The sequence below is a fragment of the Streptomyces vulcanius genome (genome assembly GCF_042653945.1).
Classification (GTDB): Bacteria; Actinomycetota; Actinomycetes; order Streptomycetales; family Streptomycetaceae; genus Streptomyces; species Streptomyces mangrovi.
Window position 1 is genome coordinate 118,367 of sequence record NZ_JBHSFK010000009.1, and the last position, 13,087, is coordinate 131,453.

A 13,087-nucleotide genomic window follows, 5' to 3' on the forward strand; every position below is an offset into this window, starting at 1 on the left:
ACCCGCGCCGGATAACGGGCACTCACCCGCACCGGATAAAACGCGGGCGAACCGGTCGAGTTATGCGTAATTACCTATTCACCCCATCGAGGGACACCCCGTCGAACGGTCCCGCACCCCCGGAAAGTGGTTCGGGCCAGGGTTCCGGGAGGCTCCCGGCCGTCCGGAGGCGGGGTGTGCGGTGGCCGCTTATCGTGACCGGAGGCGCCGTTTTCCGGTCCGCTGCGGGGCGTCCCTGGAGGCACTGATGCTGGCCATGCTGTCGAGGCGGCCCGGGCGCCGCCGTCGCGCGCTCGTCACGGGCGCCGCACTGACCCTGCTGGGCACCGGCCTGCCGACGGCGTCAGCCGCGGCCGGGGACGGGGACCCTGACCTGTCCCGGTTCTACGAACAGAAGGTCGCCTGGTCCCGGTGCGAGGGTGACGGCCTGCCCGAGGACCTCCAGTGCGGAAAGGTGACCGTCCCGCTCGACTACGCGCACCCCGCCTCCGGCTCGCTCGAACTGGCGCTCGCCCGCTACCGCGCCACGGGCAAGAAGCGGGGCTCGGTGCTGCTGAACTTCGGCGGCCCGGGCGGCGCGGGCGTTCCGGGGCTCGCCTACGGCGGCAAGGAGTTCATGGATCTCACCGACGGCTACGACGTGGTCTCCTTCGACCCCCGGGGCGTCGGCCGGTCCTCGCCGGTCAGCTGCGGGGACGGGGAGAACGAGGGCCTCGGCAACCTGGACGACGAATCGGCGCACGCCGACCCGGCCGGGCTGCTGAAGCAGCTCAGGAAGGCCGCCGCCGACTGTGTCCGGCACTCCGGTCCCGTGCTGCCGCACATCGGCACGGTCGACGCGGCACAGGATCTGGAGGTGATGCGCCAGGCCCTCGGCGACAAGAAGCTCAACTACCTCGGCTTCTCCTACGGCACCCGGCTCGGCGCGGTCTACGCGGCCCGCTTCCCCGACAAGGTGGGCCGGATGGTCCTGGACGGCGTCGACACCCTCACCGAGCCGGTGGCGGAGCAGGGCATCGCGGGCGCCCGGGGGCAGCAGGTGGCGTTGGACGACTTCGTCGCCTGGTGCGCCAAGGACATCGCGTGTCCGTTCGGGCAGGATCCGCGCGCGGGCCGCGAGGAGGTCGTACGGCTGGTGCGCTCGCTCGACGAGGATCCGGTGCCGTCCGACTACGGTCCCGACTTCACCGGTCAGGACCTGGTCGCCGCCCTCGGGCAGGGGCTGTACGGCAAGGAGCTGTGGCCGTCGCTGGAGCGGGCGCTGGCCCAGCTCGTCGAGAGCGGCGACACCAGCGGGGTCGTGGCCTTCGCCACCGGCGGCCTGGCCCTCCCGGTGCGCAAGCCGACGGCACAGGGCGGCGAGCCCTCCCCGGGTGCGCTGGTCGACGCCGAGGACGTGCCCCTCGACAACCTCCCGGCCGCGCTGATGGCCGTCAACTGCGCCGACGATCCCGACCGGCCCACCGCCGAGCGGATCACCGCGGACCTGAAGCGGCTGCGCGCCGCCTACGACGAGGCGTCCCCGGTCTTCGGCCGGTACCGGCTGTCCGAGGTCCTGCTGTGCTACGGCCGCCCGAGGGGCACCGACTTCATCCGCGACAAGGTGAAGGACCTCGACACGCCGAAGATGCTGCTGGTGGGCACCCGCGGCGACCCGGCGACGCCGTACCGATGGACCGTGGAGACGGCCGAGCGGCTCGGCTCCCCCGCCGTGGTGCTCGACAACAAGGGCGACGGCCACACCGGCTACGGATCCTCCAAGTGCGTGCACCGCAAGGTCGACGACTTCCTGCTGTACGGCTCCCTGCCGCCCGACGGGAGTTCCTGCGGGCCGTACACCGACGGGGACGACGGCTGAGTGCGCCGGTACGCGCCCCTGCTGCTGGTGGCCCTGTGCGCGGTCGGGGCGGTGGTCGTGTCGTGCGTCGGGGCGTCGGCATGGTGGTGGGGCGCGGCGGCGGTGCTGCTCGCGCTGACCGCGGCGGGTCTGTGGGACCTGTTCCAGCGCCGGCGTCCGGTCCCGCGCGGGCATCCCCTGGTGGGCCGGCTGATGTATCGGGCCCACGTCGCTGAGCTGCATGAGGACGGCGAGGACGGCGACGAGTTCCTTGTCCCGTCGATGGGCCCGGTCGAGCCGGCCGAGGCGGAGCCGAGGGTGCGGGTGGGCGGGCCCGACTGCGCTCTGCCGTACGACATGGCGCTGCTGAACGTGTCGGCACTGAGCTTCGGGGCGCTGTCCCCGAACGCGGTCCTCGCCCTCAACCGGGGTGCGGCGCTGGGCCGTTTCGCGCACGACACCGGAGAGGGCGGGCTGACGGACCATCACCTGCGCGGCGGCGGTGATCTCATCTGGGAGATCGGCTCGGGGTACTTCGGCTGCCGTACCTCCGAAGGGGACTTCGACGCCCGGGAGTTCGCGGACAAGGCGGCGCTGCCCGAGGTGCGCTGTGTGTCGCTGAAGCTCTCGCAGGGCGCGCTGCCGGGCAGCGGCGGGATCCTGCCGGGGGCCAAGGTGAACGCGGAGGTCGCGCGGGTCCGGGCGGTCCGGGAAGGGGAGACGGTGGTGTCGCCGCCGTGTCACCGGGTGTTCTCGACTCCGCGTGAACTGGTGCTGTTCATCGGCCGGTTGCGGGAGCTGGCGGGCGGCAAGCCGACCGGCTTCAAGCTGTGCGTGGGGTCGCGCAGGGAGTTCCTCGCCGTCTGCAAGGCGATGCTCGCGGAGGGCGTGACGCCCGACTTCGTGGTGGTGGACGGTGCGGAGGGCGGGACCGGGGCACCGCCGGAGTACACCGCCCGGCTGGGCCTGCCGCTCACCGAGGGGCTGATCGGCGTGCACAACGCGCTCGTCGGCACCGGGCTGCGGGACCGGATCCGGATCGGGGCGAGCGGGCGGGTCGCCACGGGCGCGGACATCGTCGAACGGCTTGCCCAGGGCGCCGATTACACCAACGCGGGCCGCGCGATGTTGCGCGCCCTGGGCTGCGTCGGGGCCGGGCGCTGCCACACCGGCACCTGTCCGGCCGGGATCGCCACCCAGGACCCGCTGCGGACGCGGGCCCTGCATGTGGGCGACAAGTCCCGGCGCGTCCACCGCTACCAGCGGGACACGGTCCGCGGCGCCGTCCGGATCATGGCGGCGCTGGGCGTGACGGAACCGGGCCTGCTCGGCCCCGGGCATCTGGTGCGCCGTACGGACGCGACGAGGGTCCGTTCCTACGCCGAGTTGTACGAGTGGCTGGAACCGGGCGAGCTACGGGCCGGACCGCCCCGCTCGTGGGCGGCGGACTGGGCGGCGGCCGACCCTGACTCCTTCAGCTAGGAGAGCTCTGGTTCACGAACGCCTCGATCGCCGCCGTCAGTTCGGCCGGCTTCTCCACCGGCAGCTCGTGGCCGGCGTCCAGGATGCGCACGGTGGCGTCCGGGTACGCCTTGGCCATGCGCAGCATCTGCCCGACGGGGAGCTGGACGTCGTAGTAGCCGTGGACCATCAGGGTGGGCGTGCGGATCTCGCCGACCCGGTCCAGGACGTCGAAGGCGCGCATGGCGCCGTACAGCGTCATGACGACCTCGCGCGGGGTGTCGGCGGAGGACCTGATGTACGCGCGGATCTCGTCCTTCGGGTGGCCGGGGGCGAAGGCGCGCTGGATGTTGGTGGCGACGAACAGCTTGAAGGGGACGAGGGTGGAGGCGGCCATGAGCAGGCCCCGGCCCCGGCTGAAGGTCATCCGGGCGATGGAGCCCACCAGGACCATCCGCTCGACGCGGTCGGGGTGGGAGAGGGCGACGGTCTGCGCGATCATGCCGCCCATCGAGTGGCCGACCAGCACGCACCGCTCGATCTTCAGCTGGTCGAGCACGGCGAGGAGGTCCTTCGCCAGCTCCTCGACCGTCCGCACGCCCGCGCCGCCGCTCTCGCCGTGTCCGCGCAGGTCGAGCCGGATCACGCGCCGCCGCCCGGAGAAGTGGGCGATCTGGTGGTCCCAGCGGCGCCGGTTCGCGGTCCAGCCGTGCACGAACACCAGGGGCACCGCGCCTCCGTCGCGCGGTCCCTCGTCGTCGTACGCCAGGCTCGCGCCGTCGACTTCGAGCTGCGGCATGGGTGCCTCCTGCGGTGCGGTCCCGGTTACTGACGCGTACGGTAACCGGCCTCGGGGGCCGCCGTCACCGTCCTGGGGCCCGGCGTACGCTACGACATGATCGTCGGGCGGGAGGGAGCGGGCGCGTGGGTGATCTGCTGGGGGTGGCGGTGCTGGGGGCCGGGCACATGGGGGCCGACCACGTACGGCGTCTCGACCGCGTGGTGAGCGGGGCCCGCGTCGCCGCCGTGGCCGATCCGGACGTGGCGCGCGCCGAGGAGGCCGTCGCCGGGATCGCGGGGGCCTCGGTGCACACGGAGACGGAGGCCGCGCTGGACGCGCCCGGTGTGCGGGCGGTGCTGATCGCCTCGCCGGGTCCGGCGCACGAGGAGGCGCTGCTCGCGGCGCTCGCCCGGGGGCTGCCGGTGCTGTGCGAGAAGCCGATGGTGCCGGACTCGGCGGGCGCTCTGCGCGTGGTCGAGGCGGAGGCGCGGCTGGGCCGGCGGCTGGCGCAGATCGGGTTCATGCGGCGCTACGACGACGGGTACCGCAGGCTGAAGGCGCTGCTGGACGAGGGGCGGCTGGGACGGCCGTTGATGCTGCACTGCGTGCACCGCAACGTGTCCTCGCCGAAGGACTTCACCAGCGCGATGCTGATCGACAGTTCGGTGTCGCACGAGATCGACGCGGCCCGCTGGCTGCTCGGCCAGGAGCTGACAGCGGTCACCGTGCTGCGCCCGCGCCCGTCCGCCGGTGCTCCGGAGGGTCTGTCGGACCCGCAGTTCGTGCTCTTCGAGACCGACGGGGGCGCACTGGTCGACGTGGAGGTCTTCGTCAACTGCGGCTTCGGCTACCAGGTGCGCTGCGAGGCCGTGTGCGAGGCGGGCAGCGCGCGTATCGGCGACGACCACGGGATGCTGGTGAGCGCGCGGGGAGCCGCCGCGGCTGAGGTGCCGCAGGACTACCTGGTCCGGTTCGTGGACGCCTACGACCGCGAGGTGCAGTCGTGGGTCGACGCCACCCGCCAGGGGCGGGTCACCGGACCGACCGCCTGGGACGGCTACGCGGCCTCCGCGGTCGCCGAGGCCGGGGTCCGCGCGCTGGAGAGCGGGGCGCGCACGGCGGTCGGCCTCGCCCCGCGTCCGGAGCTGTACGCCGGGAACTGAGGTGTCCCGAGAGGGCTCAGACATTGCCGAGCAGGGCCTGAAGCCCCTCGTCGACCGCCGCTCCCACGTCCTCCCGGCCGGCCGCGACCACCGCGTAGCTGCGGACCAGGAAGCGCCGCAGGGCGTTCGTGTCGAACTGGAGCAGGGCCATGCCGAGCGGCGAGTGCAGCTCCAGCACGGTGCGGGCCCGGCCGCAGGGCCAGATGTGCACGTCACCGCCGCCGGCCGGGCCGCGCAGCCCCTCATCGAGGAGGGCGCGCCCGAAGGTCCAGGTGGCGCCTTCGCCCGCGAGGGAGACCTCGGGCGGGAAGTCGACGTGCACGGCGAACGGGTCGGAGGAGGCGTAGCGGAGCGTGGCCGGTACCGGCAGCTCCTGGTCCTCCGCGGTGATCAGGCGGGCGCGCACCGGCTGTTCGAGGGTGATGTCCATGCTCTTAGGACTTCATCGGGGCCCTTCGCATTACGCGATTTCGAGAGCAATTATTGTGACGTCCGTCACGGACACCGAACAGGGGAACAAACGGCCGTCGAACACCCGAACTGAGGGCCTCCCGTACCCCTCACAGGTCCCTCAAGTCACGTACGTCACGTACGACTTGATCCCCTGGCCCCACCACTACCAGCACCCCTGCCCAGCCTCCCGGGAGACTCTGGCATATGCCTACGGCACCACCGAATCGTGTGTTGCCAAATCCCTTACACACCGTCGCGGGCTGTGCCACAGTCGTAACGGCCCTTCCGTCCCTATCGCCGGACCGTTTCGTCGGACCGCCCCCCATCGGAGTGCGTCATGTCGTCCCACCTCTCCGCGGATCACCCCGTCGCCGAGCCGCCGGGGCGCGGCCCGGTCGACGCGCTGATCACGCAGGCGCGACGGCTCAAGGGCGACGTGGACGCCGTACGACGGGACGCGCAGGGGGACACAGCGGATCCGCAGGGCCGCTGGCAGCGCGCGCTGTACGACCTGGCGCTGCATCAACTCGACGATCTCGACGCCCACTTGGCCCAACTGCGGGACGGCCCGCCGACGGCCCCGGCCGCACCGGCGACGCACCGCAGGGGGGCGCTGCTCAGCCGGGTGGGCACCGCGGAGTGGGATCTGCTGACGGACGGCGCCGTCTGGTCCGAGGAGCTCTACCGGATCCTCGGCCGTGACCCGGCCGCTCCCCCGCTCACCCTCGACGAACTGCCGTCGTTCGTCCTCGAGGAGGACCGGCCCGCGCTGACGGCGATGGTCACGGACTGTCTGGTCGACGCCCGGCCGATCGACGGCGAGTTCCGCGTCGTACGGCCCGACGGCGAGGCGCGGACCGTGCACATGATGGGCGAGCCCGTGCTCGACGCCGACGGCGGCACCGCATCGATGTGGGCCGTGCTGCGGGACGTCAGCGAACTGCGCAGCAGCCAGCGGGAGGTGCGTGAGCGGCGGGACTCGCTGCAGCGCCAGCGGCACCGCGCGCAGACCGAGCACCGGCTCGCGGTCGAGCTGCAGGAAGCCGTGCTTCCCTCCGGGCACGGCGCCCTGCGGCTCCCGCACCAGGGCCCGCGCCGCCTCGACATCGCCGCCCGCTACCTGCCCGCGTCGACGAGCTCGCTCATCGGCGGCGACTGGTACGACGCGCTCGGACTCCCCGACGGCCGGACGCTGCTCAGCGTGGGCGGCCTCACCGGGCACGGCCCCGCCGTCACCTCCACCATGGCGATGCTGCTCGGCGCCCTGCGGGGCATGGCGATGGCCGGCACCCGGCCCGCCCAACTCCTGTCCTGGCTCAACCGGTTACTCGACGACACCGACCGACCGGCCCTGGCCGGCGCGCTCTGCTGCCAGTACCGGCCCGACGACCGCACCCTCAGCTGGGCGCAGGCCGGGCACCCCGCCCCGCTGCTCTTCCGCGACGGGACGGGGCGCCGGCTGGACGCACCCGACGGGGTGCTGCTGGGCGCCACCTCGGGCGCCGTCTACGGACAGGCCGAGGAGACCCTCCAAGCGGGCGACCTGCTCCTGCTGCACACCGACGCGCTGGTGCCCGACGACTCCGACGACGGCATACACCGGCTCCTCGGCCTCGGTCCCCGCCTCCACCGGGCGCACACCGCACAGGACTGCGTACGCACGGTCGTGGCGGAGTTCGGCGGGACCGAGCGGGACGACGACGCCTGTGTGCTGATCGCCCGGGTCACCCCGTGACCGACCCGGCTTGCCCGGTTTGCTCGGCTCAGCTGACTGGAACGCTCAACTCACTCACGCCTGGGCGGCGTTGCCGCCTCGTCCCCCCTTCGTACGGGGCAGCGCCAGGCGGATCTGCTCGCGCAGTTCGCTGATGCTGGGGTAGCCGGCGTACTCCGCCGTGAGCCGGTACATCTCGCGCAGCCGGTCCCAGGTGCGCCGGGAGGAGTTGGAGCCCATCGACACCAGGGCCAGCCGGGCGTACCGGTCCGCCTGTTCGGGATCGTCGGCGATGAAGCAGGCCGAGGCCATGGAGAGATGGTCGAAGATCTTGGACCGCTCCCGTCCGTCGACGCGCAGCGCCAGGGCCTTCTCCGCGTAGTACTGGGCGTGCACGGCCGCCTGCGGCTCGAACTCGGCCAGTGTGCGGTAGGCCAGGGCCTGCATGCCGTACAGATCCTCGTCCTTGAAGGTCTGCATCCAGGGCGGCGGTTCCATCTCGCCCTTCTCGGAGACGAACAGGTCCTCCGCCTGGCCGAGGGTGCGGCGCATGGCCTGGCCCTTGCCCATGGACGCCTGTGCCCAGGCCTCGATGGTGTGGAACATCGCCCGGGTGCGCGGCAGCACGTTGTCACCGGCTCCCGACTGGGCGAGTTTCATCAGGTCGAGGGCCTCGTCGGGGCGGCCCAGATGGACCATCTGACGGGCCGCCCGGGACAGCGCCTCACCGGCCCGCGGCCGGTCACCGCCCTCCCGGGCGGCATGGGCGGCGATGACGAAGTACTTCTGGGCCGTGGGCTCCAGGCCGACGTCGTGCGACATCCAGCCCGCGAGGACGGCCAGGTTGGCGGCGACGCCCCACAGGCGCCGCTGGAGATGGCCGGATTGATGGTAGGCGAGCATGCCGCCCACTTCGTTGAGCTGTCCCACCACGGCCTTGCGCTGCAGCCCGCCCCCGCGGGCCGCGTCCCAGGCTCGGAACACCTCGACCGAGCGCTCCAGTTCCTCGATCTCCTCCGTCCCGATGGGGGCGGCCTCGTAGCGGTCGAACCCGGCGGGGTCGGCATGGTGGAGGAGGGGGTCGTCGATGACGGGAGCGTCGGCGGAGAGGGTCGGATCGGTGTGCAGCCACTCGTACATGGCACTGCTGAGTGCGGATCCCGCCGTGAGCGCGACACCCGCGCTCACCAAACCGCGTCGGTTGAGCATGAGGTCCATTCCCGTGAATTCGGTGAGGACCGCAGCAGTCCGTTCGGGCGCCCATGGCACGCCGTCGGGATGCTCGGGATGTCCCGATGTCCCGCCCGACCGTTTCCCCGTACGCCCGTGCCGGACCAGACCGAGGTCCTCAATGGTCACGACACGGCCGAGACGCTCGGTGAACAGGGCCGCCAGCACCCGCGGCACCGGATCGCGCGGGATCTCTCCCATGTCGATCCACCGCCGCACCCGGGAGGTGTCGGTCGACAGCTGGGGGTGGCCCATGGCCGCCGCCTGCCGGTTGACCAGCCTCGCGAGTTCACCCTTGGACCAGCCGGCCAGGCCGAACAGGTCCGCAAGGCGGGTGTTGGGTTGTCCGCTCACGTCAAGCCCCCAGGTTCTCGGCTGAGTTGACAGTAGCCCGGTGGAAGTTGCCGAGCGACTATTCGCCAGGGTTCGCCAGGGTCCGCCAGATGGTGTGCCAGTGGGCCATGGGTGTCAGGTAGGAAAGCGCCACCCCGACCCGGTCGCCGAGGGACATTCCCCAGGGTGCACCCGGGCGGTCGGGCGGGGCAGCGCTTTGACTAGCAGGCACACGAAGGGATCTGTTTCGCCCATGTACGCAGCATCGTCCTCCGTGTCCGCCCCGCCCCGGTCGCTGCACACCCGTCCGGGCGGTGGCGGCCCCTATCTCGCCCCGGCACGGCCGGCGGCCCCCACGCTCGGTGCGGGTCCGGCCCGGCGTACGGCGGGGCTCGGCACGCAACCGCTCAGCGGGAGACTCGACCTGTCCGGTCCCCAGGGCGCGCAGCTGCGCACGGCGATCGCCTCGGTGCACCGGATCTGCCCCGAGTTCGCCCCGGTCCAGGTACTGCGCCGCAGCGGGCGCTCGGTGCTCCTGGTCGGCACGACCGGACGAAGTACGGCCGTCGCGAAGTGTTTACTCGACCACTCCCCCGTGTGGGCGGAGCGGATCAGGCACGAGATAGCCGCATACCGCACGTTCGTCCGGCAGCGCCCTCCGGTGCGCGCGCCAAGACTGATCGCGGCGGACCCGGACAACTGCACCCTGGTCATCGAACGGATGCCCGGCAGGGTCGCGGCACTGCAACGGCATCCCGTGGAGACCCCGCCCCGGGCCGACATCCGGGCGGCGCTGGGCGCCATCTGCCGGCTCAACGCCTGGCGCCCACCGGCCGGCACCTTCGACGCACCGCTGGACTACGCGTCCCGTATCTCCCGCTACCACGAACTGGGTCTGCTCACCGACCGGGATCTGGGTGACCTGCAGAAGCTGCTGCACGGCATCGCGACCTCCGCGGGCCGGCAGGGCCTGGGCCAGTTCTGTCACGGCGACGCCCTCCTGTCGAACATCCTGTTGTCCCCGGCCGGTCCAGTGCTGGTGGACTGGGAGCACGCGGGCTGGTATCTGCCGGGCTACGACCTGGCCACGCTGTGGTCGGTCCTCGGTGACGCGCCGGTGGCGCGCCGTCAGATCAGCCAGCTCGCCCAGCAGGCGGGCCCGGCCTCCCGGGACGCCTTCCTGGTGAACCTGATGCTGGTCCTGACCCGGGAGATCCGTACCTACGAGACGGCCGTGCAGCGTTCGATGCACGACACGACCCCGACGGCCCCGGGCGCGGCCCACCCGGGTGCCGCGCCGTCCGGCGAGGAACAGCGGCTGCTGCTGCGGCGGCTGCACGACGACTGCCAGCTCGCCCGTCGGGCCGTGCGCGCGGCGGTCGGCACTCGCTGAGGGGACGGAAGGCCGCGGTGCGCCAGAACGGCGGCGCACCGCGGCCTTCCGTGCGTCACCCGACACGAGGACGCGCCGGTCACCCTTTCACCGCAAATATCCAGCATGTATCCCATATGTGGGCATTATTGACGGATCATCGGCTACCGGTTACCGGCCATCGGAGGAGAGACCGCCGTGCCTCGACCCGTCACCCACCGTCTCAGACCGCCTCGCCCCACCCGCAGAGCCGCCGGTGCCGTCGCGTCGGCGGCTCTGCTGCTGCCGCTGCTCGGCGCCGCGCCGTCGGCCGCGTACCCCGGCCCGCGCGGCCTGAAGGAGGCCTTCGCCGCAGCGGCGGCCCAGTACCACGTACCGCAGAGCGTGCTGCTGGGCGTCTCCTACCTCCAGTCCCGCTGGGACACCCACGCCGGGGCGCCCAGCGTCAGCGGCGGTTACGGCCCGATGCATCTCACGGACGCGCGTACCGCCCTGGCCACGGCCCCGCAGCACGGCGCGGATCCGTCTGACGCCCGCGGCGACGACGCCCGCCCGGCCCGGCGCCAGGTCTCGCGGCCGCCGTCGGACGCCGAGCTGCCGGCCCGGCTGACCACCCTCCCCAGGGCGGCCGAGCTGACCGGCCTCGACGCCGAGGCACTGCGCACGGTCCCCGCGGCCAACGTGGCGGGCGGCGCGGCCCTGCTGGCCGCCGCGCAGCGGCAGCTGGGCGAGCCGCTGAGCTCCGATCCGGCGGACTGGTACGGCGCGGTGGCCCGCTTCTCGGGCGCGGACGACCGCGCGACGGCCGCGGCCTACGCGAACGACGTGTACGAGGCGCTGCGCACCGGCGAGGAGCGGGTCACGGACGCCGGGGAGCGGGTCGCCCTGGCCGCGCGGCCGGGCCTGGTCCCGCACACCGCCCAGCTGGCGCGGACCGGTCTGCGCACGGTGTCCGCGGCGGGCACCGAGTGCCCGTCGACGGTGTCCTGCGAGTGGATCCCGGCGCCGTACGAGGAGTTCGGCGACGGCGACTACGGCAACCACGACGAGAGCGACCGGCCGACGTCCTCGTCCATCCGGTACCTCGTCGTCCACGACACCGAGGGCGGCTGGGAGGGGGTCGTCAACTCGGTCCAGGACCCCACCTTCGTCTCCTGGAACTACTCGCTGCGCTCCACCGACGGCCATATCGCCCAGCACGTCAAGGCGAAGGACGTGGCCTGGCACTCGGGCAACTGGTACGTCAACTCCAAGTCGATCGGCGTGGAGCACGAGGGCTTCCTCGCCCAGCCGGACTCCTGGTACACGGAGGCGATGTACAAGGCGTCGGCGCGACTGGTGGCGTATCTGGCGGCGAAGTACGGCATCCCGCTGGACCGGCAGCACATCCTCGGCCACGACACCGTGCCGGGCCCGACCACGGCGGCCATTCCCGGGATGCACACCGACCCGGGCCCGTACTGGGACTGGCGGCACTACTTCGAGCTGCTGGGCAAGCCCTTCGGGGCCGTGGCGCGCGCGAGCGGTGACGTGGTGACGATCCGGCCCGACTACACCGCCAACAAGCCCGCGTACACGGGCTGCGCCGGCGCGGGCAAGCCGTGCGCGGCGCACGGCTCCGGCGCGGTGCGGCTGTACTCCGACCACGACGAGAAGTCGGCTCTGATCAAGGACGTCGGGGAGGCCGGCGCGACCCCGACCACGGGCGTCAACGACCTCTCCTCACGGGTTTCCACCGGCCAGCAGTACGCCGTCGCCGACACCTGGGGCGACTGGACGGCGATCTGGTACCTGGGCCAGAAGGCCTGGCTGCGCAACCCCAAGGCGGCGCCCGCGGCGGTGGCCTCGACCGGTGTGCTGATCACGCCCAAGGCGGGCAAGGACAGCGTCCCGGTCTACGGGCGCGCCTACCCGGAGTCGTCCGCGTACCCGTCCGGGGTGCCGGTGCAGGCGGTCTCCGCGCTGCCGTACAAGCTGCCGAAGGGCCAGACGTACGTCGCCGGTGACAAGGTGCCCGGCGAGTACTTCTACGCGGTCGGCTTCGACCCGGCCACGCACCGGGTGGTGGTCGGCAAGGACCTGTACTACGAGATCCAGTACGGCCACCGGGTGGCGTTCGTCCGGGCCGCCGATGTGACGGTCGTGTAGGGCGGCGGCGTCTCAGCCCTGCTGGAACAGTTCCGCCGGGAGCGGTTTCAGCAGGGCGTACAGGTCGTCCGTGATGGGACGGTCCCAGGCGGCGATGGTCACCAGGACGTTGTCGCTGCGGTCGAACTGGACGCAGGAGATCCGGCCCTCGGAGAGCTTCAGGCGCCGCACGATGAGGAGGTTGTCGCCCTGCATGACCGGCATGTCCTCGGTGCCCACGACGGTCACCTCCTCGTCGTTCTCCAGCGCGAGCAGCAGCTGGGCCACCTCGAAGGGGACCTCGTCGTCGGCGATGTCCCGGGCCGGGGAGCCCTCGGGGAGGTTGCCGATGATCATCGCGGGGCCACGACCGCCGAACAGGTCGTAGCGCAGGAAAACCCCCTGGCAGCTGCCGTCGGGGGCGGGCAGCAGGCCGGCGCCGAGATTGCCGGGCCAGTCGCCCGGATCCATGGCCAGAACGTCGAAGTCGGGCCCGGCGGGGGTGGCGCTGCGGCGGCGGAGGAACGACATGTCGTAATGGTACGTGGCCCGTCGTACGGGTGCGTCGAATGGGTGGGGCTTTGGGGTGCTGGTCGCGCCCACGCGGCGGAGCCGC

10 protein-coding genes are annotated in these 13,087 nt (G+C 72.5%); 6 read left to right on the top strand and 4 right to left on the bottom strand.

Annotated features, from left to right (window positions below):
• Positions 1 to 247: 247 nt before the first annotated feature.
• Positions 248 to 1,858 (top strand): alpha/beta hydrolase, encoded by a 1,611-nt coding sequence (locus ACFPIH_RS15895; protein WP_381172515.1) that lies wholly within the window; start codon positions 248 to 250, stop codon positions 1,856 to 1,858.
• Entirely contained in the window at positions 1,859 to 3,319 is a 1,461-nt protein-coding gene (locus ACFPIH_RS15900; protein WP_381172513.1) for a glutamate synthase-related protein, read from the top strand.
• Here ACFPIH_RS15900 and ACFPIH_RS15905 read toward each other — a convergent pair.
• Positions 3,312 to 4,097: an alpha/beta fold hydrolase gene (locus tag ACFPIH_RS15905; protein WP_381172511.1), complete on the bottom strand. Its 786-nt coding sequence runs from the start codon at positions 4,095 to 4,097 to the stop codon at positions 3,312 to 3,314. The two genes, ACFPIH_RS15900 and ACFPIH_RS15905, sit on opposite strands and share 8 nt — an antisense overlap.
• Before the next feature lie 125 nt (positions 4,098 to 4,222).
• Here ACFPIH_RS15905 and ACFPIH_RS15910 point away from each other — a divergent pair, with 125 nt between their 5' ends.
• Positions 4,223 to 5,242, top strand: a complete 1,020-nt coding sequence (locus ACFPIH_RS15910; RefSeq protein ID WP_381172509.1) for a Gfo/Idh/MocA family protein — start codon at positions 4,223 to 4,225, stop codon at positions 5,240 to 5,242.
• 16 nt (positions 5,243 to 5,258) lie between these two features.
• Here the strand turns inward: ACFPIH_RS15910 and ACFPIH_RS15915 are convergent, their stop codons facing one another.
• Positions 5,259 to 5,672, bottom strand: a complete 414-nt coding sequence (locus ACFPIH_RS15915; protein ID WP_381172506.1) for an SsgA family sporulation/cell division regulator — start codon at positions 5,670 to 5,672, stop codon at positions 5,259 to 5,261.
• Between the two features lie 360 nt (positions 5,673 to 6,032).
• Between ACFPIH_RS15915 and ACFPIH_RS15920 the strand changes: the two genes are divergently transcribed.
• Complete coding sequence (locus ACFPIH_RS15920) at positions 6,033 to 7,430, top strand: PP2C family protein-serine/threonine phosphatase (protein ID WP_381172504.1); 1,398 nt, start codon at positions 6,033 to 6,035, stop codon at positions 7,428 to 7,430.
• A 54-nt stretch (positions 7,431 to 7,484) separates the two neighbouring features.
• Here ACFPIH_RS15920 and ACFPIH_RS15925 read toward each other — a convergent pair whose 3' ends face one another.
• Complete coding sequence (locus ACFPIH_RS15925; protein WP_381172502.1) at positions 7,485 to 8,993, bottom strand: DNA-binding protein NsdB; 1,509 nt, start codon at positions 8,991 to 8,993, stop codon at positions 7,485 to 7,487.
• A 232-nt stretch (positions 8,994 to 9,225) separates the two neighbouring features.
• On the opposite strand from ACFPIH_RS15925, the gene ACFPIH_RS15930 reads away from it, so the two are divergent.
• Both ACFPIH_RS15930 and ACFPIH_RS15935 read left to right on the top strand, forming a co-directional pair.
• On the top strand, positions 9,226 to 10,365 hold the full coding sequence (locus ACFPIH_RS15930; protein ID WP_381172500.1) for an aminoglycoside phosphotransferase family protein: 1,140 nt from the start codon (positions 9,226 to 9,228) through the stop codon (positions 10,363 to 10,365).
• Between the two features lie 177 nt (positions 10,366 to 10,542).
• On the top strand, positions 10,543 to 12,492 hold the full coding sequence (locus tag ACFPIH_RS15935) for an N-acetylmuramoyl-L-alanine amidase (protein WP_381172498.1): 1,950 nt from the start codon (positions 10,543 to 10,545) through the stop codon (positions 12,490 to 12,492).
• Between the two features lie 12 nt (positions 12,493 to 12,504).
• Here the strand turns inward: ACFPIH_RS15935 and ACFPIH_RS15940 are convergent, their stop codons facing one another.
• Complete coding sequence (locus ACFPIH_RS15940) at positions 12,505 to 13,002, bottom strand: hypothetical protein (RefSeq protein ID WP_381172496.1); 498 nt, start codon at positions 13,000 to 13,002, stop codon at positions 12,505 to 12,507.
• Positions 13,003 to 13,087 lie beyond the last annotated feature (85 nt).

Excerpts from the sequence above, each read along its gene's own strand:
- ACFPIH_RS15895 (WP_381172515.1), top strand. The coding sequence starts at position 248 with ATGCTGGCCATGCTGTCGAGGCGGCCCGGGCGCCGCCGTCGCGCGCTC.
- ACFPIH_RS15905 (WP_381172511.1), bottom strand. The coding sequence starts at position 4,097 with ATGCCGCAGCTCGAAGTCGACGGCGCGAGCCTGGCGTACGACGACGAG.
- ACFPIH_RS15915 (WP_381172506.1), bottom strand. The coding sequence starts at position 5,672 with ATGGACATCACCCTCGAACAGCCGGTGCGCGCCCGCCTGATCACCGCG.
- ACFPIH_RS15920 (WP_381172504.1), top strand. The coding sequence starts at position 6,033 with ATGTCGTCCCACCTCTCCGCGGATCACCCCGTCGCCGAGCCGCCGGGG.
- ACFPIH_RS15930 (WP_381172500.1), top strand. The coding sequence starts at position 9,226 with ATGTACGCAGCATCGTCCTCCGTGTCCGCCCCGCCCCGGTCGCTGCAC.
- ACFPIH_RS15940 (WP_381172496.1), bottom strand. The coding sequence starts at position 13,002 with ATGTCGTTCCTCCGCCGCCGCAGCGCCACCCCCGCCGGGCCCGACTTC.